Raw genomic sequence first — 21,129 nt, forward strand, 5'->3', positions numbered from 1 at the left:
ATCTATGAAGTTTTGGTCGATTTTTGGGCCTCGGCACGCCGTCAGCGGCGCCAGCGGGCGAAGCCGCCCTCAGAGCTGATGACCTGCCCGGTGATCCAGCGGGCCTCATCGGTGAGCAACCAGGTGATGAGGCGGGCGGCATCGTCCGGCTCGCCCCAGCGCCCCTGGGGGAACATGGCTGCTGTCGCCTGGCGTATCTCCTCGGTGACGTAGCCGGTGTCGACCGGGCCGGGGTTGACCGTGTTGACGGTGATACCGGCGTCGATGAGCTCCTCGGAGATGGTCAGGGTGACGCCGGCGATGGCGGCCTTGGCGGCGGCGTAGGCGATCTCCCCGGGCAGGGGTCCCAGGCCCTGACCGGAGGTGAGGAAGACGATGGCGCCGCGGCGGCGCCCGAGGCCGGGTGAGGCGGGCACGGCGAAGCCCTCCTGGGCGGCGAAGGCCTGCGCCAGGAGGATGGAGGCGCGGGCGTCAACGGCCCAGTGAGCGTCCAGGACAGCCTCGGTCATCTCACTGAGCGGCCCATCGGGGCTGCTCATGGCCTGGTTGCACACGAGGGCGTCGAGGTGCCCGGCGGCGGCTACAGCCTGCTCGACGACGCGGGCGGGCTCCCCGGGGGCGGCCAGGTCGGCGGGGACGTCGATGAGCTGGGCCGGACCGACCAGGTGGGAGCGGATGGAGGCCATGACGGCCTCGACGTCGTCGGCTCCCCACGGCTGGGAGACGTCATGCGGGCGATAGTGGTGGGCGACGATGCTCGCCCCGTAGTCGGCGGCGCGGCAAGCAATGGCGTGGCCGATGCCGACGCGGCGGCTGACACCGGTGACGAGCACCGTCCGGCCCGCCAGGGGCAGCAGGTCGCGGCCTCCGGGGCCGACCTGGTCGTCGGAGTGGTTCTCATGGTGAGCCTCGGTGGTCATGGCAGCGAGTGTAGAAGGGGAGGTGCCGGCGGACCGGCCGTGTCAGTCCTCGACGCTCGCGAGCCGGCGGGCGAAGGCCTCGTGGTTGGCCTGCGAGGACAGGACGAAGCGGATGAGCCCCAGGCGGCCGACGGCGTCAGGATCGGTGTGGGAGCGCTGCTCGACGGCGCGGGCCCCGGCGACGGCGATCTCGGCGACCTGGGCGATGGGCCAGCCGTAGACGCCGGCGGAGACGGCCGGCAGGGCGATGGAGGAGCACCCGAGCTGGATGGCGAGCTCCAGGGAGCCGTCGAAGCAGGCACGCAACAGGACAGGGTCATCCTCACCTGCGTGACGGTTGGGACCCACGGTGTGGATGACCCAGGTGGCGGGCAGGTCGAATCCGGGCGTGGCCACCGCGCGGCCGACCGGGAGGCCGTCGGGCAGCTCGGTGGCACGTACCTTCTGGCAGGCCTCGAGCAGGCGGGGGCCGGCGGCGCGGTGGATGGCGCCGTCGACTCCCCCGCCACCCAGGAGCGTGCTGTTGGCGGCGTTGACGATGGCGTCGACATTCTCGGTGGTGATGTCGCCGACGACGGCCTCGATGCGCATGATGCTCCTCTGTTCCGCGGTGAGTACTCGAGCCGGTCACTGTGGGCTCTGCGGGCTCTCGAACCGGTCACGGGCAGCCTGACACGGGCGCCGTCGGAGGCCAACCGAGTTCAGGAGGGAGCGAACACCGACGTGACGGACGACTCAGCGGATCCGATTTCCTCCCTGCGGTGGGTGGAGGCTATGCTGTCGCCTGCTGCACACGGGGTGTGGCGCAGTTTGGTAGCGCGCTTCGTTCGGGACGAAGAGGTCGTGGGTTCAAATCCCGCCACCCCGACGACGAGGACGTCCGCGAGTTTGCTCGTGAGACGTCCGAGGAGGAAGGGGTAAGAGGCCGCCAGGCCGAATACCCCGACGATGAGAAGACCTCATGAGCTTGCTCATGAGGTCTTCGAAGAGGAGCGGGCCGAAAGACCGAAGGCCTAAGCATCCCGACCAAGGAGCCATCACTCACACCCACATCATGGACATTCCGTGAGGTGGGTTTTTGCTTGTTCTTGCTGGAATTCGTGGCAGTCAGGGCATCATTCGGCAGTCTCTACAAGCTCGGACCTTCTGGCGCCGGGACGACGGCGTCACATTGCCGGCTCGATGTGACACCGCCGTCTCGAGCGCATGTCAGGCTGCCGTCGAGTCCAAGTTCCACACTCGCAGTACCCCACCATAGGTCGTGCGAACGAGGTCGACGGAACGGGCAAGGAATCCTGATGCGTCCCACCAGGAGAGGTGCCCGAGACGCTGGGCGACGACCTAGGTGCTCGCCGATACCTGAGCAGTGCGCTCCCAGAGCGGTTCGTGCCTTGATGCGGCGGCCGACAACACAGTTGTTGACTCGCGATCGTCGAATTGGCCGCCTATCATCCGACAACTGTTAACTGTAGAAAGTTACCTCAGTGGGAATTTCTCCCGCCTTCGGCATTATTTCGAAGAGAACCTTACTGTCTTCATATGCCGTCTCGAAACTTACGCAGTCCGTTAAACCGTTCCGAACAAACTGGCCATAACTTGGACCTGCGTCAGAATCTACTGTCGCAACATAATAATTTGTTCCGTCAGGGTCATGAGATTCTATGCAAAACAAATCCCTAGCATCATCATAACTAATCATTGCACGGCCGTCTGTCCCATAGTCAGTCGGCCCAAATGAGTTCGCTGATGCCGGCGCCGCAACAGCCAACCCGCCAATCAGTGCAGAACCGAGTGCTACTGCCCTGAAAAGGTGTCGCTTGATCGATTGCATGAGGGTGTCCTCCTATTCTTGATGGTTTCTCAGCCGGCGTCATCAGGCATTCTCCACAGCTCAGTAACCAAACAGTCAATGGCCGCCACTCCAACATCGGGCGCTCACATCAAATAACAAGCGCTTGATTGTGTTGTAGAGACTCATGCGCCGTCACTACGGAATTGTTGCCACAGAGATCAGAGCGGGCGACCGACGTCAGCACATACATGTCGATTACATGTATTTTGATATCTCGAACTCCCATCTACCGCACTCTGTTGCCCGACACAAATAGGCTAGACGACAAATCCATGGAGCGTTATGGGGGACGATCCCTCTTGACAGCAGTCATCGTCAATTGCTAGACAACTTGCCGCCACGCCACAGCAGCTCTGATGGACCCATGGAGAGAGATGGCGCACCCAGCATGGGGGCAGTTCACCGAAGTCAAGTCGCTATTCACACCTCACACCCGCTCCGATCCCCTATCGGCTCATTCGTCCTCATAATGCGACACCAATGCACCACTCACTCAGGAGACCGGCAAAATCAGTTTTAGCGGGTGGTCGGGTGAGTAGTTTGAATGCTCGTTTGAGGCGTCCTGCCAGAGATCTGGTGGCGGTGAGATGGAGTTGCCGGGACCGCGGAAGAGGCGAATAAGACTGATGGCCAGGTTCTTTAGGAAGGCTATGACCTTAGGCCCGTCGGAGGTACGCAGCCGGTGATGACCCTCACCGAAGACGACGTCTTGGACCCAGTGGAGGCGGTTCTCTAGCTTCCTGTACCCCTATCCCCAGGCTGCAAGCCTGCTCGGGCTGGGCCCGGGTCATGGATAGCGAGCAGATTAGGCAGACCACTTCCAGCCGTCAGAGCCGTCCAGAACCAGCGCGCTCTCCGTCTCGCACCCACATCCCGGACACATGCCGCCCACAGCCGCACCGACTAGGCTGCCTCCCGGACGGTCAACCGGCGGAAAGGACGAGCGAGCGTGATCAGACCCCGACGCGACGCCGTCGATTCGCTCTCTTCGCGCCCCCCGCTGCGCCTGAAGTATGTCGAGGCCGTCCTCAGCATCGGGTTCGCCCTGTCCTTCATCGCCTGGACCCGGCTGAGCGCCCCCGGCCCACTGGCCCCGAACACCGATCCAAGCTCCTCCGGCGGCCCGTTCGGCCTCGACCTGCTCCTGCCCGCCCCCGCTGCCTACCCCCGCTCGGCGGCCGGCCAGCTCGCCGAGGCCTTCGCGATCCTCACCCACCCTCTCATCGTCCTCGCGGTCACTGCGACCTGGGTCGTCTACGCCTACACCGGCCGCATGCGCCGCCTGAGCGTCTCGCTGGCCATCGCCGCCACCGGCATCCCCGTCCAGTTCCTCATCGCCCTGCACCTGGCGCGCCCCACCCCGGGGGCGGCCTTCGCCGACTCGATCGCCGCCTTCGCCCACGCCTACCCCAACGCGCACGTCACCGCCATGACCCTGGCCTCCTGGGTTCTGGTGACCCTCGCACGCGCCCATCACCGCAGCACCATGGTCGCCACCGGCACCGTTCTGGGCTACGCCGCCGTCGTCATGACCGCCGTCAGCCAGTGGTACATGGGCCTGGCCACGCTCAGTGACCTCATCGGCGGCTTCCTCCTGGGGGCCGCCTTCGCGAACCTGGCCCTGTGGGTCGGCGGCATTGACGCGATCCTCACCAGCTGGGTCAACCGCCGTCTGTCACGTGCCAGCAGCGAGAAGCGCGCCGCCGTCATCTACAACCCCACCAAGTTCGACGACCTCTCGCTCCTGCGCCGCCGGGTCGCCGCCGAGGTGCGCGCCACCGGCTGGCGCCCCACCGTCTGGCTGGAGACCACCCCCGACGACCCCGGCCGCTCCATGGCCCGCCGCGCCCTGGAGGCCGGCGTCGACCTGGTCATGGTGGCCGGCGGCGATGGCACTGTGCGCGCCGTCTCCTCCCAGCTCGCGGGCACCGAGATGCCCATGGCCCTCATCCCCGCCGGCACCGGCAACCTGCTGGCGCGCAACCTGTCCATCCCGCTGGACACCGACGCCGCCATCCGCCTCGCCCTGCACGGCCGCCTGCAGCCCATCGACATGGTGACCTGCACCTTCGACGACGGTGAGGAGCGCTTCGTCGTCATGGCAGGCATGGGACTGGACGCCCAGATCATGGAGTCCACCGACTCGGGCCTGAAGAAGGTCATCCGCTCGGGCGCCTACGCGGTGGCCGCCGTCCAGAACGCGGTCCCCGACCCCTTCACCGCCACCATCACGCTCGACGACGCACCTCCTGAGCGCCGCCAGATGGTCATGGCTCTTATGGGCAACGTCGGCACCATCACCGCGGGCATGACGCTCTTCCCTCGAGCCGTCCCCACCGATGGCATGGTGGACCTGCTCCTGGCCAACCCCGGCAAGGTCGTGGACTGGGCCCGCCTGGGAGCGCAGATCCTCACCGGTCAGGAGATGGAGGGCTTCACGCTCACCCGCGCCAGAAAGGTCCTCATCGAGGCCGACCGCCCCGTCCCCTTCGAGCTAGATGGCGACACGGCCGGCTCCACCCGCACCCTGCGCGCCGAGGTCCAGGACAGTGCCCTGCACGTCGTCGTTCCCCGGTGAGTCGGCAGACTCGTCCTTCCTCCGCGTCTCTCACGTGAGCATCGTGACGCGTCTGTGACAGGCCCACTGCCCTAGACTGGCGCACAGCCGGTGCCCCTACGGGCAACACACCCCGATCGCATCTTCGGTGCGGCCCTACTTCAGTCAGCAGGAGCTCCATGCGTTCTCGACTCACAGTCGCCCTCGGCCGCACAGCGCGCCTGGCCGCCCGTATGCGCGGCGGCGGCAGCGGCGGCACCGCCTTCCCCGGCCTGGTCATGGAGCGCACCGACCCCGGTTTCCTGGAGCGCACCCTGAGCCGCCTGCCCCGCGGCGTCATCGTGGTCTCGGGCACCAACGGCAAGACCACCACCACCAAGATGGTGGTCCAGCTCCTGCGCGAGCAGGGCCTCAAGGTCTTCACCAACCGGACCGGCTCGAACTTCGTGCGCGGCGTGCTCGCCGCCCTGCTCACCGAGGTCGACGCCGCCGGCAACCTGGACGCCGACATCGCGGTCCTCGAGCTCGACGAGGCCCACGCCGTGCACTTCGTGGCCCAGGTCCGCCCCCGCGCCTGCCTCCTGCTCAACGTCATGCGCGACCAGCTCGACCGCTTCGGCGAGATTGACTACACCGCCTCCCTCCTGCACTCCATCGCCAAGGCCACCAGCGACGTCGTCGTCCTCAACGGCGACGACCCGCGCCTGGCCGCCCCGGACTTCCTCGAGGACGTCACCGCCCGCGTAGTCTCCTTCGGCGCCGGCGAGGACCTGCGCTCCCTGTTCCTGTCCGACGACGACCTGCGCACCGGCCTGGCCAGCCCCCGGGACCGCGGCGAGGGCCCAGGCCCCCGCGTCACCCTGGAGGCCATCAACGGCCAGCGCGCCACCGTCCGCGTCGACGGAGCCTCCCACGAGGTCGACTTCGCCATCCCCGGTGTTCACAACCTGCTCAACGCCTGCGCCGCCCTCGGTGTGGTCCTGGAGGTGCTGGGCGAGGACGCCGACCTGCCCGGCCTGCTCGCCACCCTGGGCACCGTGCAGGCCGCCTTCGGCCGCGGCGAGGTCCTCACCCTGGACGGTCGCCCCGTCCAGCTCTCCCTGGTCAAGAACCCGGCCGGCTTCCGCATGGGCCTGCTCTCAGCGGCCGCCCAGGCGCAGGCCGGTGAGGTCGTGGTCGTGGCCATCAACGACGAGTACGCCGACGGCCGGGACATGTCCTGGCTGTGGGACGTCGACTTCACCGCCCTGCGCGCCAACGGGGTCGCCGTTGTCACCGGGGTGCGGGCCTGGGACATGGCGCTGCGGCTGCGCTACGACGACGTCGAGGTCACCGACGTCGAGCCCGACCTGCGCAAAGCCGTGGCCCTCATGCGCCGAGCCGCCACTGACGCCGACCGCCCGATGCGGATCTTCACCACCTACACCGCCATGCTGGCCCTGCGCTCGATCCTGGGCGAGATGACAGACGTTGAGGAGGTCATGTCATGACCGCGCGCTACGAGCACACCACCGACGGTCCCGCCCGCGGCAGCCTGCGCCTGCTCCAGCTCTACCCGCGGGACATGAACATCTACGGAGACTGGGGCAACACGCTCGTGCTGGCGCGGCGCGCCCAGTGGCAGGGCTACGACGTCGAGCTCCTCTCCTACGACCCGGAAGACGAGCTGCCCCGCGACATCGACATCCTCGTGGGCGGCGGCGGTCAGGACTCCGGCCAGGACCGCATCAAGGAGGATCTGCTCAAGGTCGGCCCCACGCTCAAGGCATGGGCCGGCGACGGCATCCCGATGCTGGCGATCTGCGGGCTCTACCAGCTCTTCGGGCACGGCTTCACCACCGCCAAGGGCCAGGAGATCCCCGGCATCAGCCTCATGGACACTCATACAGTGGCCGGCGACACCCGCCTCATCGGCAACATCACCCTGGACACCAAGGACTTCGGCGCGGTGATCGGCTACGAGAACCACTCCGGCCTGACCACCCTGGGGCCGGACGCGCACCCCTTCGGCACCGTGCGCATGGGAGACGGCAACAACGGCAAGGACGGCACCGAAGGCGGACGCGTTCACCACGTCATCGGCACCTACTTGCACGGCTCCCTGCTGCCCAAGAACCCGGCCGTGGCCGACTGGCTGCTGGCCCGCGCCGTTGAGCACAGTGGCGCCACCTGGGAGCCCGAACCGCTCGATGACACCTGGGCCGAGCGTGCCCGCGCCGTGGCCATGTCACGACCCCGCTGAGTCCCTGACGCCCACACAGACCACCGCAAGGGCGGTGGGACCTGCCGCCGTGACGCAGGTCCCACCGCCCATTTTGGAAAGCGACATCGATCCTAATAGCCAAGAAACGGGGGAGACTCTCGTCACCCTTATTGGACGCTGAGTATTTTCTGGGGTCAACCATATAGAATCCAGAAAAAACCGGTACAACGCTTCTGCTTCTGAATTTCATCGAAATCTCGTTCCAGACCCACCCAACATGCCACCTCCCCCTTATTGGACATTGATTTTTTCAGGGCGAGACCACAACGTGACATCATGCGCTCAGACATTGCAGAATGTCTGCCATGACAGCACAGAATTCTTCAGGTTTCGATTGGCCCGCACGTTCCGCCAACAGGATCTGGCTCGGCGTCTGCGGAGGCCTGGCCGACAAGTGGAACGTCAACGCCTGGCTGGTTCGCATCACCTTCTTCCTCTTCGTCGTGCCGCTCGGCTACGTCTACTACCTGGGCGCCCAGAACATGCCCGACCCCACCGCCCGCTAACCCCTCCCCACCTCTCCAAACACTCCCGAACACCTCGATCCCTCAGGGAGCCCCGTGAGGCATGAGCCCGCTCCCGACCCCGGGGTGAAGCAACCCATCCCAACTACTTCGACACATTGACAACCGGCCACTTCGTGCTCCGACAAGAATGACATCTTGGGGGAGCACGAAGTGGCCTGAACGTATTTTATACACCTCCACCCCATTACCGGCCATCTGGTTCGGAGAGTACAGACAATCTCATGTCCGAGTTCCGGTGCGCCGCACACCCGTCCCTGCCATATCTCCAGAGGGAGGCGTCGACGCTGACGCAGAGCCATCCTGAATTCCTGCGAGATAGAGAAGCACTGCCTTACACTGCCATCGACGAAGTCCACTGTCGATCTGAGGACACCATGGCATTTGCTGTTCCACGACACCGTGCCTCCGCCGGAAACGCCTACGTTCCCGAGCCGGGTGCAGCCACCCTCGCACTGTCGGATCTCAGCCCCGGCACCAGCGGACGCATCACCCGCCTACTCGACGACGGCGTCGGCGGGGCCCTCATCAAGCGCCTGCGCAACCTGGGATTCGTCCCCGGTCGGATCGCCACGCCGCTGCGCCGCGCCCCCATGGGTGACCCGGTGGTCTACCGCGTCTCTGACTACGAGCTGTGCCTGCGCCGCCAGGAGGCCAGGCTCGTTGAGGTCACCGCCATCGAGGCCGAGACGCGCATCATCCTTCAGCCCAGGCCGGCCGGCCGGCACGCGGCCACCGACACGGAGCAGACGACAGGAGAGATGCCGTGAGCACCCACAACACTTCGCAGCAGGCCACCGGCCAGCCGCCCCACAATGCGCACCCCCATGAGGGCGCTGACTGCCACTGCGGATCCTCCAGCGCCAAGACGCTGGTGGCCGGGTCCCGGCGCATCGCCCTGGCGGGTGCCCCGAACGCAGGCAAGACCTCCATCTACAACGCCCTGACCGGTCTGCACGCCAAGACCGGCAACTACCCGGGCGTCACCGTCCAGCGCTCCCTGGGAACCTGCAAGATCGGCAACACCACCCTGACGATCGAGGACCTGCCCGGCGCCTACTCCCTGGACCCGATCAGCCCCGACGAGGAGATCGTCCACGACGTGCTCACCGGGACCTCGACCACGGTGAGTGCCCCGGACGCCCTGGTCATCGTCGTCGACGCCACCACGCTGCAGCGCGGCATGAACTTCATCGCCGAGGCCCTCGCCCTGGACCTGCCCACCTGCCTCGTGGTCACCATGACCGACGAGCTCAGCCGCCGCACGGGCCGGCTCAACGTGGCGGCCCTGGGACACGCCCTGGGCATCCCGGCCGTACGGGTCATCGGACACCGAGGCATCGGCATGCCCGATCTGCGCGCCCAGCTCGCCCAGGTCGCCACCTGGCAGCGCACGCCCCTGCCGCCACCCACCGACCCCGACGAGATCACGTCCTGGGCCGACTCGGTGCTCGCCGCCGCCGACTACCTACCGCCCGAGAGCGACCAGATCACCTCGGCGATCGACAAGGTCCTGCTACGCCCCATCCCCGGCACCATCGTGTTCTTCACGATCATGTTCCTCTTCTTCCAGGCCATCTTCACCTGGGCCGAGCCCTTCAAGGGAGCCATCGAGGACGCCTTCGGGGCGCTGGGGGCGCTGGTTCACAGCTGGCTCGACGCGTCCCATCCACTCATCGCCGGGCTCCTGGGCGACGGCCTCATCGGGGGCGTGGGCTCGGTGCTCACCTTCATCCCCCAGATCATCATCATGTTCCTCATCATCGCCGTCCTGGAGGGCGTGGGGTACATGTCGCGAGCGGCCTTCCTCATGGACAAGGTCATGAGCGTCGCCGGGTTGGAGGGACGGGCCTTCGTGGCGCTGCTGTCCTCGCTGGCCTGCGCGATCCCCGGGATCATGGCCACCCGCACGCTGCCCTCCACCAAGGACCGGGTGGCCACGATGCTGGGGGCGCCGCTCATGACCTGCTCGGCGCGTCTGCCCGTCTACGTCATCATGATCTCCTTGACGGTCGACGGCGGCGCCAAGATCGGTCCCTTCGGGGCACGCGGCGTCGTCATGTTCGCGCTCTACCTGCTGGGAGCCGTCTCCGCGATGGCGGCCGCCTGGGCGGTCAAGCAGCTCACCGACCGCGGCCACATCCTGCTGCCCTTCTACATGGAGATGCCGCCCTACCGCATGCCGCGCGTGCGCACGGTCCTCATCATGGTGTGGGACGCCTGCAAGGGCTTCCTGAAGAAGGCCGGCACGATCATCACCCTGACCACCATCATCCTGTGGGTGCTGCTCAACGTCCCCATGCGCTCAGACGCCCAGTTCGAGGCGTTCTGCGCCTCCAACACCCAGTGCGCCGCCATCTCGGCCGCCGTGGAGAACCCGTCGTCGTCCACCGTCAAGAACGATGACGGCGAGGTCGTCACCGATCCCGAGGAGCTGGACAAGCTGCTGGAGGCCCAGAAGACCTCCTACACGATGGACAACTCCTGGGCCGCCAAGGGGGGCAAGGTAGTCCAGCCGGTCTTCGAGCCACTGGGCTTCGACTGGCGCATCAATGTGGCCACCCTGTCCTCGCTGGCAGCGCGTGAGACCTTCGTGGCCACACTCGGCCAGATCGCCGCCGCCGAGGACCCGGAGGAGCCCACGACCCATCTGGCCACTATGACCTACCAGCAGGACACGCTGACCAACAAGGCCGGCGACAAGCTGTTCAACCCGGCCACCGTCGTCGCGATCCTCGTGTTCTTCGTCGCCTCCAGTGCATGGCCACCGCGGGAGCCATGCGCCGCGAGACCGGCAGCTGGAAGTGGCCGATCATCGCCTTCGTCTACATGTTCGTCACCGCCTGGGTGATGGCAGCGATCACCCACGCATTCGTGGCCTTCTTCATATGATCGCCGCGACACCAAGAGTGACATCCATGACCAGGCAGATGGCCGGACACTCAGGAAAGGGGAGGCAGCCGTGCCCGTCATTCCCACGCACCCGATGACGACGCCGGACCCCGACGTCCTGAGATGGGTCGTCCCCGACGGCCTGCTGCCCTTCACCGGGGAGGTGGCCCACGCCCCGGCGATGCTCCAGGCGCTCATCGACGACGGCACTCTGAAGTCCGTCCGGGTCGATGGTGGCGCGGTGCTCACCCTCCTGGGCCCCGGTCACAGCTGGCGAACGGAAGGAGCCCGGGTGCGCAGCGCCCTGGTGGACGCCCTGGGCGCCCCGGGGTCCTGGGAGGGGGACGCCTCCGCCCATGAGTTCGGACCCGACGACGCCCTGGAGGCGGCCGCCCGGCAGATCGCCGGAGGGTCGCTGGGGTCCTTCGTCAACAGCCACGGGGGCGCGCTCGTGGTGCGCTCGGTGCACGACGGCGTCGTCGAGGTGGCCATGGAGGGTGCTTGCGACGAGTGCCCAGCCGCAGAGATCACGATGCACGCGCGCTTCGAGCACCTGCTGCGACGCCGCTGCCCCTGGCTGGACGAGGTCCGCCGGGTCGACGCCTAGCCGACCTCGCCCTGCCCCACCGCCCGGTGCGGCTCCCCTGATCTGTGTCAGGCACACTCCGAACACCTGACGATAGAGAAGCCTTACCTTAGACTGTCAATGTCGATACGCATCTCCTGCATCGAGATCGACGACAGACACAGAACTCTGAGGAATTCCGAGGACATCATGGCGACTGCAGTCTCACACCACAGCATGTCGGCCCCTGCCAGTACCCCAGGCACCCCGCCTCCAGCAGAACAATCCCTCTCCGACCTGCGCCTGGGCACCGCGGCCCGGATCGTCGGTCTTCTGGAGGACGCCGCCAACGCCCCCATCGTCAGGCGGCTGAGCAACTTGGGCTTCATCCCTGGCCGGGTCGTCACACCATTGCGCCGGGCCCCGCTGGGTGACCCGGTGGTCTACCGCGTGACCGACTACGAGCTGTGCCTGCGCCGTCACGAGGCCCGCATCATTCAGGTCGAGACCCTCACCAAGGTCGACGACACCGTTGAGCCCGCGCGAGAGGACCAGCAGCGATGAGCGACCACTGCTCCACGCATGAGGTCCCCGGCGCCTCGGACTGCCACTGCGGTTCCTCCAGCGCCAAGACGCTGGTGGCCGGGTCCCGGCGTATCGCCCTGGCGGGTGCCCCGAACGCAGGCAAGACCTCCATCTACAACGCCCTGACCGGTCTGCACGCCAAGACCGGCAACTACCCGGGCGTCACCGTGACCCGTTCACTGGGAACCTGCAAGATCGGCGATACGACCCTGACGATCGAGGACCTGCCCGGCGCCTACTCCCTGGACCCGATCAGCCCCGATGAGCAGGTGGTGCGCGACGTGCTCACCGACGCCTCGGAGACCGTCTCCGTCCCCGACGCCCTGGTCGTCGTCATCGATGCCACCACGCTGCGGCGGGGAATGAACTTCGTCGCCGAGGCCCTCGCCCTGGACCTGCCCACCTGCCTCGTGGTCACCATGACCGACGAGCTCACGCGGCGCTCCGGACGCCTCGACGTGGCGGCCCTGGGACAGGCCCTGGGCATCCCGGCCGTACGGGTGGTCGGCAATCGCGGCATCGGCCTTCCCGAGCTGCGCGAGCGCCTCACCGAGGTCGTCGACTGGCAGCGCCCACCGTTGGCCCCGCCGACGACGCCCGGCGAAGTCGCCTCCTGGGCCGACTCGATCCTGGCCGCCGCCGACTATGAGGCACCCCAGCAGGACCGCGTGACGACCGTCGTCGACCGGGTGCTCCTCCACCCGGTCCTGGGCTCCCTGGTGTTCTTCGCCATCATGTACGCCTTCTTCCAGGCCATCTTCACCTGGGCGGCTCCTTTCCAGGACGCCGTCGAAGGAGGATTCAGCGCGCTGGGGGCGCTGGTCCACAGCTGGCTGGATGACTCCCACCCTCTGCTGGCCGGGCTCCTGGGCGACGGCATCATCGGGGGCGTGGGCTCGGTGCTCACCTTCATCCCCCAGATCATCATCATGTTCCTCATCATCGCCTTTCTCGAAGGCGTGGGGTACATGTCGCGAGCGGCCTTCCTCATGGACAAGATCATGAGCCGGGCCGGGCTGGAGGGGCGGGCCTTCGTGGCACTCCTGTCCTCCTTCGCCTGCGCGATCCCCGGGATCATGGCCACCCGCACGCTTCCCAGCGCCAAGGACCGGGTGGCCACGATGCTGGCCGCCCCGCTCATGACCTGCTCAGCGCGCCTGCCCGTCTACGTCCTGCTCACCTCCATCATGGTTCCCGGCGACGCGAAGATCGGGCCCCTGGGAGCGCGCGGCACCGTCATGTTCGCGCTCTACCTGCTGGGAGCCGTCTCCGCGATGACGGCCGCCTGGGCGGTCAAGCGCCTCACCGACCGCGGCGGGGTGCTCCTGCCCTTCTACATGGAGATGCCGCCCTACCGGCTGCCGCGGCCACGCGCCGTCGCGCTCATGGTGTGGGACGCCTGCAAGGGCTTCGTGAAGAAGGCCGGCACGATCATCACCCTGACCACCATCATCCTGTGGGTGCTGCTCAACGTCCCCATGCGCTCCGAGGAGCAGTTCAATGCCTACTGCGCCTCCAACGCCGAGTGCGCATCCGTGGCAGCAGCCGTGGAGAACCCGTCGTCGTCCACCGTCAAGGGTGACGACGGCGAGGTCATCACCGATCCCGAGGAGCTGGACAAGCTGCTGGAGGCCCAGAAGACCTCCTACACGATGGACAACTCCTGGGCCGCCAAGGGGGGCAAAGCAGTCCAGCCGGTCTTCGAGCCTCTGGGCTTCGACTGGCGCATCAACGTCGCAGTGCTCTCCTCACTGGCCGCACGCGAGACCTTCGTGGCCACACTCGGCCAGATCGCCGCCGCCGAGGACCCCGAGGAACCCAGCGCCCACCTGGCCACTATGACCTACCAGCAGGACACGCTGACCAACAAGGCCGGCGACAAGCTGTTCAACCCCACCACGATCGCGGCGATCCTCGTGTTCTTCGTCTACGCCCTCCAGTGCATGGCCACCGCGGGAGCCATGCGCCGCGAGACCGGCACCTGGAAGTGGCCGATCATCGCCTACAGCTACATGTTCGTCACCGCCTGGGTCATGGCAGCCATCACCCGGTTCATCGTCGCCATGCTCGTGTAGGTGGGCCCGGCCGGGCTGGGCGGACTGGGCCGGGCCGGGCTGCACCCACACACTTCGACAGAATCTTCATAGACGACGCGGAGCCGTGTCGTTTATGAAGATTTTGTTGTGCTGAGTGCGTGCAAGCACCCCGCGCCTGCCGGGCTCCTACGTGGCGAGCGATCGTCTAGGCTCACGGCATGGCAACTCCTGAGTTCATCGTCTCCCTGCGGCAGAAGATCGGGCACGACATGCTGTGGCTGCCGGGGGTGAGCATTGTCGTCGTCGACGAGGCCGGCCGGCTCCTGCTGGGACGGCGCGCCGACAACGGGCGGTGGGCGGTGGTCTCCGGCATCCCCGAGCCCGGCGAGCAGCCGGCGGTGGCGATCCAACGAGAGTGTCTGGAGGAGACCGGTGTGGACGTGGAGGTGCTGGCGATCACGAGCGTGACCGCGGGCGAGCCCTTCGCCTTCCCCAACGGGGACAACTGCGTGTTCATGGATATCAACTTCGTGGGGCGGGCGCGTCCCGGCACCGCGGCCCGCGCCCATGCGGCCGACGACGAGTCCACGCACGTGGGCTGGTTCGAGCCGGACGCGTTGCCCGAGCCGCTGCTGTCATCGACGCCCGGGCGCATCGAGGCGGCCCAGGCCTGGCTGGCCGACCCGACGTCGGGCGCGCGATTCCACCCCGCGTCCTGACGCCGACCGCACGAGGGACGAGGCGGTTGCGGTCAGGCCTCGGGAACCTCGATGCCGATGCGCCGCAGGCCGTCGGCCTGCGCGCCCTTCGGGTCCAGGGGCCTGGCAGCGGTGAGGACGACGCGTACCCCCTCGGGGGTGCTGACCTCGACCTCGCAGGAGTTCCACGGGGTGACGCGAGGGCCGGTGACGCTACCAGGCCGGTGCTGTTCGCAGGCCTTGGCGATCTCATCGATCTGGGACAGGACGCAGGAGAAACTGACACTCATCGAAGGGCCGGCGGCCGGGGTGGGCGTCTGCGGCGTCGGCACCAGGAGGACGTCCTGGAAGGCCCAACGGCGCAGGTGCACCAACTGACCGGGAATGCTGAACAGAGTGATGAAGCCCAGTGCCTCGGTCCAGAAGTCGACTGAGGCGTCCAGGTCCGACGTCGGGACGGTAACGAACATCGGCATGCCGTAGATGCCGCGGAAGGGCTCGGGTGGCTGGGCGTCCTCGCTGGGCGCGGGGACGGGGCTCATCTCGAATGCGTTGAAGGTGCTCATGCGCGCAGCCTCATCCCTTACCCTACGTGAGGGTCAAGGCCGATCCACGTTGCTGTCAGCCCCGCGGCCGGGGACGTCCCACGCGTACGGGAACAGGAACTCTGTCCCCGTACGCGTCGATGGCACCCGCCGGCGCCAACTGTCCCTGTCACCGTCAACAGCACTGTCAGAACGGAGCCATCGCGGAGGCGACGAGGTTGCTGCGCGGCAGCGGCTCGTCACGAGCCAGCGCCCGGCACCAGTCGTCGGTGGTGGTCACCGCCGCCCAGTTGGAGTGCAGCAGGGCCATGAGCGTGGTGTGAACCGTACGCGCATCCGCCTTGCCGGCGCGGTTGCACAGGTTGGTGGCGCCGACGGCGTCGGAGAGCACCTCCGTCGTCAGACCGATCGTCTCGCCCCAGGCCGCCGAGGCCAGGACGCAGTTGTTCACCATGAACCCGACCAGCGTCACGGTGTCGACGCCCTGCTCGAGCAGCCACGCGGCGAGGTCAGTTCCCGCGTAGATCGACCCGCGGCGCTTGACGACGAGCTTCCACTGCGGGGTCCGCCGACGCTCGATGCTCGGACAGAGCTCGAAGCCCTTCCCACCGGGGGCGAAGATGGCGCCGCCGGGCGGACCGGCGTGCTGCACGCAGGCCACTGGGAGTCCGGCCTTCTCAGCGGCGTCGAGCACCCGCTCGATCTGCCCCAGACAGTCGCGCAGACGCGGGTAGCGGATGCGCAGCGGCAGGCGGGCGTACTCATTCTGTACGTCGACGAGAACCAGTGCCCTGCGAGGGACGGTTCGGACCAGCTCATCGCGATCAGTCACGGTGCCTCCAAAAGTGTGCGCCTTGGCGCGGCGGTTGCGTGGTGACACTCAGGATGTGCGATCGGACTGACGTCCACCAGTGGCGCATATGCTACGTAACGATGGTTTCACGCCAGGCGTTGAGGCACGCCGATGCGGCGCAGGGCAGGAAGCGCTCAGGGAGGTCGCATGCACATCGCCGTCTACGCCTTCGACGGCATCACCATGTTCCATCTGTCGATCCCCCAGATGGTCTTCGGAACCGTGAGCCGACTGGGGCTTGCGGACTGGAAGGTCTCACTGTTCGCCACTGCCTCCGAGTCGGCGGCGCTCTCGGAGGACACGGCAGGTCCCGCAGAAGGCGCAAGCCCGGCGCCTTCCACCCCGTCATCGCGCACCGCCTCCATCCGTACCTCGGAGGGCTACATCCTCGGCGGACTGGGTGGGCCGGAGCTCGCGGGCGAGGCCGATATCGTCGTGGTCCCCGCGTGGTTCGCCGACGGGCGCCCCGCTGGAGAGGACCTGTGCTCGCTACTGGAGACTGCACATGCACGGGGCGCCTGCGTCGTCGGCCTGTGCCTGGGGGCGATCCCGCTGGCCGAGGCCGGCCTCATCGGCGGGCGCCGGGCGGTGACGCACTGGCGGGCCTTCGAGCCGCTGGCGCGCGAGCACCCGGAGATCGCGCTGGACGAGTCGGTCCTGTACGTGGACCACGGCGACGTTCTGACCTCGGCGGGCGCGGCGTCGGGCCTGGATGCCTGCCTCCACCTGGTGCGCACGCATCTGGGGGCACAGGCCGCCAACGAGGTCGCGCGTCAGCTCGTCATCGCACCGCACCGCGAAGGCGGGCAGGCTCAGTACATCGAGCGGCCGGTGCCGCGGCGCGCCGACGACGACCCAATCGGCCGCACGGCGTCCTGGGCGCTGGAGCACCTGGGCGAGCCGCTGCCCGTGGAACGGCTGGCGAGGACTGCGCGGATGAGCACCCGTTCCTTCATCCGCGCCTTCCGGGAGACGACCGGCGCCGCCCCGGCGGCATGGGTGCGCGCACAGCGGGTGCGCGAGGCCCAGCGCCTCCTGGAGAGCACGGACCTGGCGGTCGAGCGGGTGGCCTCGGTCTGCGGCTTCGGAAGCGCTGTCACCATGCGGCAGGCCTTCGCCCGGATACTGAGCACGACGCCGTCGGCCTACCGACGCCGGTTCCGCACCGACTCTCCCGACCCCGCCAACGCCTGAGGCCGCACCGACGGGGACATCCTGCGTGTATGGGAACAGGAACTCTGCCCCCGTACACGCCGGCGGCAAAGTGTCCCCGACGGCGTCGGATGTCCCCGCCAGCGCGAGGGACCGTCACTCCACGGGCGGCTCGACGACGAGCGGCGTCTCACCCGGCGCGCGGACCTCGGCGCGGGGGGCCGGCTCCAGACTGAGACTCACGTGCAGCCGCTGCCCCTCCTCGCCGACGGCGTCGTAGGACAACCGCGGGTTGTCCAGCTCGGTGACCTCGGTGCGGGCGCGCACGAGCCAGGGGTGGCGGCGTCGCAGCCCGATGAGGTCCTGGTGGAGCCGCAGCATCCAGGCGCCCTGCGGGGCGAGCTCGGACGGCGCGTCCGGCAGGGCGGGGCGGACCTCGTCGTCGCCGCCGAGGGTCTCGGTCTTCACCCCGCGGAAGGCATGCTCGTCCCCGTAGTAGACGCTGGGCACGCCGCCCACGGTCATGAGCAGGACGGCGGCGAGCGCCGCCCCGCCGGCCCCGACCTTGCTGGCGATGCGGGTGACATCGTGATTACCGACGAAGGTGGCCGGGATGAACCGGTCCAGCAGCTCATTGTGGCGCTTCAGGCACCAGTCGAGCTCGTAGAAGTTGACGTCCGCCAGCGAGCTCCAGGTGGCTTTCCACAACTCGTACTGGGTGACGGTGTCCACGGTGGATGCCTCCACGAAGCCGGCATAGTCGCCGTGGATGACCTCGCCCATGAACCAGGCGTCGGGGTGGTGCTCGCGCACGGCGGGCAGGACGCTCGCCCAGAAGGCGGGGTCGACGGCGTAGGCGGCGTCCAGGCGCCAGGCGCTGGCACCGCGGTCGAGCCAGTGGGTGAGCACCCGCACGGCCAGGTCGCGCACCTCGGCGGAGTCGTGGTTGAGGGCGGCCAGAGACTCGTGCCCCTCGAAGGTGGCGTAGCCGGGACCGCCAGCCGCGTCGTCGAAGCGGAAGAGGCTGCGCTCCTCTCCCTCGGCGCGGGCGGCCCGGAAGAGGGGGTGCTCGGTGCCGACGTGCCCGAGGACGCCGTCGAGCATGAGTGACAGGCCGCGGGCGCGGCAGGCCTCGGCGAGGCGGTCGAAGGCGGCGTCGTCACCCAGACGGGGGTCGATGCGCAGGTGGTCGGTGGTGTCGTAGCCGTGGGTGGATGAGGCGAAGATGGGGCCGAGTGACAGGCCGTTGGCGCCGAGCTCGACGGCGTAGTCGAGCCAGGGCTCCAGGCGGTCCAGGCGTGCGGGGGCGCCGGGCTCGGTCAGGGGTGTGCCCGGCTCGGGGCGGACGGGGGCGCCGGTGGCGCCGAGGGGATAGACCTGCCACCAGATGGCATGGTCGATCCAGGCGGGGGCTGCAGGACGGCTTATTCCAGGTGACTCACTAGTCATGTCTCCAAGGGTGCCGCCGCACCCGTTAGCATGTCAAGGTGCCATCCCGTACCGACAAGCGCCCCCGCCTGCGGATGGATCCCGCCGAGCGCCGCGAGCTGATCCTGTCCGCGGCGAGGCAGGCGTTCGCGAGCCGCCCGTACGAGGAGGTCTCGCTGGCCGAGGTCGCCCAGGAGGCTCAGGCCTCCGAGGCGCTGGTGCACAAGTACTTCGCGGGAAAGGCCGGCCTCTACGCCCAGGTCCTCCGGCACGCCGCCGACGAGCTCGCCGAGCGCACCCGGCGGGCCGACGACGCTCTGCCGAAGGGATCGTCGGCCCGGGACCGGGTGCGGACCTCGGTGCTGACCTATTTGGACTTCATCGCCGAGCGCTCCCCCGGCTGGGTGACCTACCAGGTGCTGGCCGGGCACGACCCAGGCGATGAGGCGGCCCGGGTGAGGCGGGAGGCGCGCGAGGCCGCGGTGACGGCCCTGGCCCAGGTGGTCGGCGGCAGCCGGGGCCACCGCGACGACTTCGCCCTCTGGGGCTACCTGGGCTTCCTCGACGACGCCTGCCTGCGCTGGGTGCACGCCGGCTGCCCCGACGAGCAGCGCCACAGCCTGGTCGACGCGGCGCTGGGCTGCCTGGAGGGAGCCCTGGGCGACTGGCGGAAGTGAGATCTGGGACCACCCCGGCGAATGACACCGCGGAGCCAGCAGTCCGGCACGTAGACAAGAACGTGGGGCCCGCCTCGCCAGGAGGAGGGCCCCACGCCTATGGAGTCAGCGCATCAGCGCGAGCCTCGGGCGCTCAGCGCACGGGCTTGCGGACCTCGGAGGAGAGGAACCAGGCCTGCTGCTCGAGCTTGCCGATGAGGTCCTCGACGATGCCGGAGGAGGTGGGGTCCTCGGCGTCGACGTCCTCGTCCACACCGCGCAGGGTGGCGACGACGGCCTCGATGGCGGAGACGATGTAGGCCACGCCCTCGCTGGTGAGGATCTCGCCCTCGGGGGCGGCCGGGACGGTGGTCGCGGCAGCGATGGTGGCCGGACGGCCGTCCGGGACGGCGTTGATGGCCCGCATGCGCTCGGCGACCTCGTCGGAGCCCTCACGGGCAATGTCGACGACGTCGTCCAGGTTGAGGTGGATGTCGCGGAAGTTCGGGCCGACGACGTTCCAGTGGATCTGCTTGCCGACGAGCTCGAGCGCGATGAGGTCGGTCAGGACGCGCTGGAGGTTGTCGCTCAGGGCGGCGGAGGCGGTGAAGGAGAGGTTGATGGACGGGGTAGTCATAGTGTCTGCGTTCATGGCTATTACTTTACTACATCGCCAGCCTCTGTGGGTGTTACTTATGATTCACAGGCAAGCCAAGCCTCACTTAGAACCGGGACCCACCAGTACGAATGCGCGCGATCCGCTCAGCCGACCGAGCAGGAGTTCGGCTCGCCGGTCTCCTCCTCCTCGGAGGCGAGCCAGCGCCCGTTGCTGCCGGGCACCATCGTGTTCCTCGCCGAGATCCGCGCCTTGGCACTCGGTTCGGTAACGTCCTTGCCCTGCGCGTCGACGAAGGTCACCTTCGTCATGTCGACGCAGTAGGAGACGGTGGCGCTCTGGCCGTCAGCGCTCATGGCGACCTCGGAGACCGCGACCCTGACCGGGGTCTTGGCCTTCTGCCCCTTGCTGAGCATGTCGGCAGCGTCATCGGAGACCTGCTGCTGAAGGTTGCCGGTGGTCACGGCGGGTACCTTGCTGGTGTCCTGGCCGCCGCTGACCCACAGTCTCCATGACACCTGGTCATAGGCCACGAAGTCCTGAAGCACCTTGACCTGGGTGACATCCAGTCCCGCGGGGATGCTGGTGACGGTGTAGCCGAGCCGGGAGTCGGAGAGGGAGGCCGCCGTGACGGGGCCGGCGCTGCCCGATGCCGTGGCCACGGCCGAGGGTGACGACGTCGAGCTGCCGGCGGAGCCCGCGCCGCCGGTGGAGGCATGTGCTCCAGGCTTGGAGCTGTTCGAGGAGCAGCCGGCCACGGCGAGCAATCCGGCCAGCAGCAGGCCTCCTAGGGCGATGACCCGACGGCGGTTCCCGGCTCGGCTCACGGAGCGTTTCTCAGCACGTGCCACGGGGGCTCCTCCCAGTCGGCCGGATTCAACCCGGCGGAAACCAACCCACCGACACTACCGCGAAGGTCACGAACGTGTCTCGACGTTTGTCGCCCGCACTCCACCTTTCGACTCTCCGACGACGGCGGGCGACCCC

18 protein-coding genes, 1 tRNA gene and 1 pseudogene are annotated in these 21,129 nt (G+C 68.0%); 13 read left to right on the top strand and 7 right to left on the bottom strand.

Annotated features, from left to right (window positions below; all coding sequences use genetic code 11):
- Window positions 1-41: 41 nt before the first annotated feature.
- Window positions 42-920 (bottom strand): SDR family oxidoreductase, encoded by an 879-nt coding sequence (locus tag BKH33_RS05660; protein ID WP_003784278.1) that lies wholly within the window; start codon window positions 918-920, stop codon window positions 42-44.
- Between the two features lie 42 nt (window positions 921-962).
- On the bottom strand, window positions 963-1,511 hold the full coding sequence (locus BKH33_RS05665; RefSeq protein ID WP_003784277.1) for an O-acetyl-ADP-ribose deacetylase: 549 nt from the start codon (window positions 1,509-1,511) through the stop codon (window positions 963-965).
- 203 nt (window positions 1,512-1,714) lie between these two features.
- Here BKH33_RS05665 and BKH33_RS05670 point away from each other — a divergent pair.
- From BKH33_RS05670 to BKH33_RS05725, 11 genes and pseudogenes are all read left to right on the top strand, one after another.
- Window positions 1,715-1,788, top strand: a tRNA-Pro gene (locus BKH33_RS05670).
- Between the two features lie 1,933 nt (window positions 1,789-3,721).
- A complete protein-coding gene (locus BKH33_RS05680) occupies window positions 3,722-5,350 on the top strand; it encodes a bifunctional phosphatase PAP2/diacylglycerol kinase family protein (protein ID WP_003784282.1) in 1,629 nt (542 codons plus the stop codon).
- Window positions 5,351-5,508: 158 nt separating this feature from the next.
- Window positions 5,509-6,819 carry a Mur ligase family protein gene (locus BKH33_RS05685; RefSeq protein WP_003784280.1) on the top strand — a complete coding sequence of 437 codons (1,311 nt, stop codon included), beginning with the start codon at window positions 5,509-5,511 and terminating at the stop codon, window positions 6,817-6,819.
- Window positions 6,816-7,571, top strand: a complete 756-nt coding sequence (locus tag BKH33_RS05690; protein WP_003784289.1) for a type 1 glutamine amidotransferase — start codon at window positions 6,816-6,818, stop codon at window positions 7,569-7,571. Before BKH33_RS05685 ends, BKH33_RS05690 begins: the two co-directional genes overlap by 4 nt.
- A gap of 326 nt (window positions 7,572-7,897) precedes the next feature.
- Window positions 7,898-8,098: a PspC domain-containing protein gene (locus BKH33_RS05695; protein WP_003784287.1), complete on the top strand. Its 201-nt coding sequence runs from the start codon at window positions 7,898-7,900 to the stop codon at window positions 8,096-8,098.
- A 395-nt stretch (window positions 8,099-8,493) separates the two neighbouring features.
- On the top strand, window positions 8,494-8,886 hold the full coding sequence (locus tag BKH33_RS05700) for a FeoA family protein (RefSeq protein ID WP_003784286.1): 393 nt from the start codon (window positions 8,494-8,496) through the stop codon (window positions 8,884-8,886).
- Window positions 8,883-11,008, top strand: a pseudogene (gene feoB / locus BKH33_RS05705) (ferrous iron transporter B). The gene BKH33_RS05700 and the pseudogene feoB (BKH33_RS05705) overlap by 4 nt, the downstream one beginning before the upstream one ends.
- A gap of 70 nt (window positions 11,009-11,078) precedes the next feature.
- Window positions 11,079-11,615: a NifU family protein gene (locus tag BKH33_RS05710; protein WP_076142634.1), complete on the top strand. Its 537-nt coding sequence runs from the start codon at window positions 11,079-11,081 to the stop codon at window positions 11,613-11,615.
- A gap of 168 nt (window positions 11,616-11,783) precedes the next feature.
- A complete protein-coding gene (locus tag BKH33_RS05715; protein WP_043539808.1) occupies window positions 11,784-12,137 on the top strand; it encodes a FeoA family protein in 354 nt (117 codons plus the stop codon).
- Window positions 12,134-14,233: a ferrous iron transporter B gene (gene feoB / locus BKH33_RS05720; protein WP_076142635.1), complete on the top strand. Its 2,100-nt coding sequence runs from the start codon at window positions 12,134-12,136 to the stop codon at window positions 14,231-14,233. The genes BKH33_RS05715 and feoB (BKH33_RS05720) overlap by 4 nt, the downstream gene beginning before the upstream one ends.
- A 179-nt stretch (window positions 14,234-14,412) precedes the next feature.
- Window positions 14,413-14,913: an NUDIX hydrolase gene (locus BKH33_RS05725; RefSeq protein ID WP_003784970.1), complete on the top strand. Its 501-nt coding sequence runs from the start codon at window positions 14,413-14,415 to the stop codon at window positions 14,911-14,913.
- Window positions 14,914-14,945: 32 nt separating this feature from the next.
- Here BKH33_RS05725 and BKH33_RS05730 read toward each other — a convergent pair whose 3' ends face one another.
- Together BKH33_RS05730 and BKH33_RS05735 are read right to left on the bottom strand one after the other, a co-directional pair.
- Window positions 14,946-15,458: a VOC family protein gene (locus BKH33_RS05730; RefSeq protein ID WP_003784973.1), complete on the bottom strand. Its 513-nt coding sequence runs from the start codon at window positions 15,456-15,458 to the stop codon at window positions 14,946-14,948.
- Window positions 15,459-15,624: 166 nt separating this feature from the next.
- Window positions 15,625-16,269, bottom strand: a complete 645-nt coding sequence (locus BKH33_RS05735; protein ID WP_003784974.1) for an isochorismatase family protein — start codon at window positions 16,267-16,269, stop codon at window positions 15,625-15,627.
- A gap of 168 nt (window positions 16,270-16,437) precedes the next feature.
- Between BKH33_RS05735 and BKH33_RS05740 the strand changes: the two genes are divergently transcribed.
- Window positions 16,438-17,484: a GlxA family transcriptional regulator gene (locus BKH33_RS05740; RefSeq protein ID WP_003784982.1), complete on the top strand. Its 1,047-nt coding sequence runs from the start codon at window positions 16,438-16,440 to the stop codon at window positions 17,482-17,484.
- Between the two features lie 114 nt (window positions 17,485-17,598).
- On the opposite strand, the gene BKH33_RS05745 is transcribed toward BKH33_RS05740, so the two are convergent.
- A complete protein-coding gene (locus BKH33_RS05745) occupies window positions 17,599-18,891 on the bottom strand; it encodes an alpha-amylase family protein (RefSeq protein ID WP_003784968.1) in 1,293 nt (430 codons plus the stop codon).
- A 38-nt stretch (window positions 18,892-18,929) separates the two neighbouring features.
- Between BKH33_RS05745 and BKH33_RS05750 the strand changes: the two genes are divergently transcribed.
- On the top strand, window positions 18,930-19,547 hold the full coding sequence (locus BKH33_RS05750) for a TetR/AcrR family transcriptional regulator (protein WP_003784977.1): 618 nt from the start codon (window positions 18,930-18,932) through the stop codon (window positions 19,545-19,547).
- Between the two features lie 133 nt (window positions 19,548-19,680).
- On the opposite strand, the gene BKH33_RS05755 is transcribed toward BKH33_RS05750, so the two are convergent.
- Both BKH33_RS05755 and BKH33_RS05760 read right to left on the bottom strand, forming a co-directional pair.
- A complete protein-coding gene (locus BKH33_RS05755) occupies window positions 19,681-20,178 on the bottom strand; it encodes a Dps family protein (RefSeq protein ID WP_003784981.1) in 498 nt (165 codons plus the stop codon).
- Between the two features lie 110 nt (window positions 20,179-20,288).
- Entirely contained in the window at window positions 20,289-20,993 is a 705-nt protein-coding gene (locus tag BKH33_RS05760; protein WP_003784969.1) for a hypothetical protein, read from the bottom strand.
- Between the last annotated feature and the right edge of the window lie 136 nt (window positions 20,994-21,129).

Source organism: Actinomyces naeslundii (assembly GCF_001956585.1).
GTDB classification, from domain to species: Bacteria; Actinomycetota; Actinomycetes; order Actinomycetales; family Actinomycetaceae; genus Actinomyces; species Actinomyces naeslundii.

Bases quoted from the DNA above. Each gene is read 5' to 3' on its own strand.
- BKH33_RS05660 (WP_003784278.1), bottom strand. From the start codon at position 920: ATGACCACCGAGGCTCACCATGAGAACCACTCCGACGACCAGGTCGGC.
- BKH33_RS05665 (WP_003784277.1), bottom strand. From the start codon at position 1,511: ATGCGCATCGAGGCCGTCGTCGGCGACATCACCACCGAGAATGTCGAC.
- BKH33_RS05685 (WP_003784280.1), top strand. From the start codon at position 5,509: ATGCGTTCTCGACTCACAGTCGCCCTCGGCCGCACAGCGCGCCTGGCC.
- BKH33_RS05690 (WP_003784289.1), top strand. From the start codon at position 6,816: ATGACCGCGCGCTACGAGCACACCACCGACGGTCCCGCCCGCGGCAGC.
- BKH33_RS05695 (WP_003784287.1), top strand. From the start codon at position 7,898: ATGACAGCACAGAATTCTTCAGGTTTCGATTGGCCCGCACGTTCCGCC.
- BKH33_RS05700 (WP_003784286.1), top strand. From the start codon at position 8,494: ATGGCATTTGCTGTTCCACGACACCGTGCCTCCGCCGGAAACGCCTAC.
- BKH33_RS05715 (WP_043539808.1), top strand. From the start codon at position 11,784: ATGGCGACTGCAGTCTCACACCACAGCATGTCGGCCCCTGCCAGTACC.
- feoB (WP_076142635.1), top strand. From the start codon at position 12,134: ATGAGCGACCACTGCTCCACGCATGAGGTCCCCGGCGCCTCGGACTGC.
- BKH33_RS05725 (WP_003784970.1), top strand. From the start codon at position 14,413: ATGGCAACTCCTGAGTTCATCGTCTCCCTGCGGCAGAAGATCGGGCAC.
- BKH33_RS05730 (WP_003784973.1), bottom strand. From the start codon at position 15,458: ATGAGCACCTTCAACGCATTCGAGATGAGCCCCGTCCCCGCGCCCAGC.
- BKH33_RS05740 (WP_003784982.1), top strand. From the start codon at position 16,438: ATGCACATCGCCGTCTACGCCTTCGACGGCATCACCATGTTCCATCTG.
- BKH33_RS05745 (WP_003784968.1), bottom strand. From the start codon at position 18,891: ATGACTAGTGAGTCACCTGGAATAAGCCGTCCTGCAGCCCCCGCCTGG.
- BKH33_RS05755 (WP_003784981.1), bottom strand. From the start codon at position 20,178: ATGAACGCAGACACTATGACTACCCCGTCCATCAACCTCTCCTTCACC.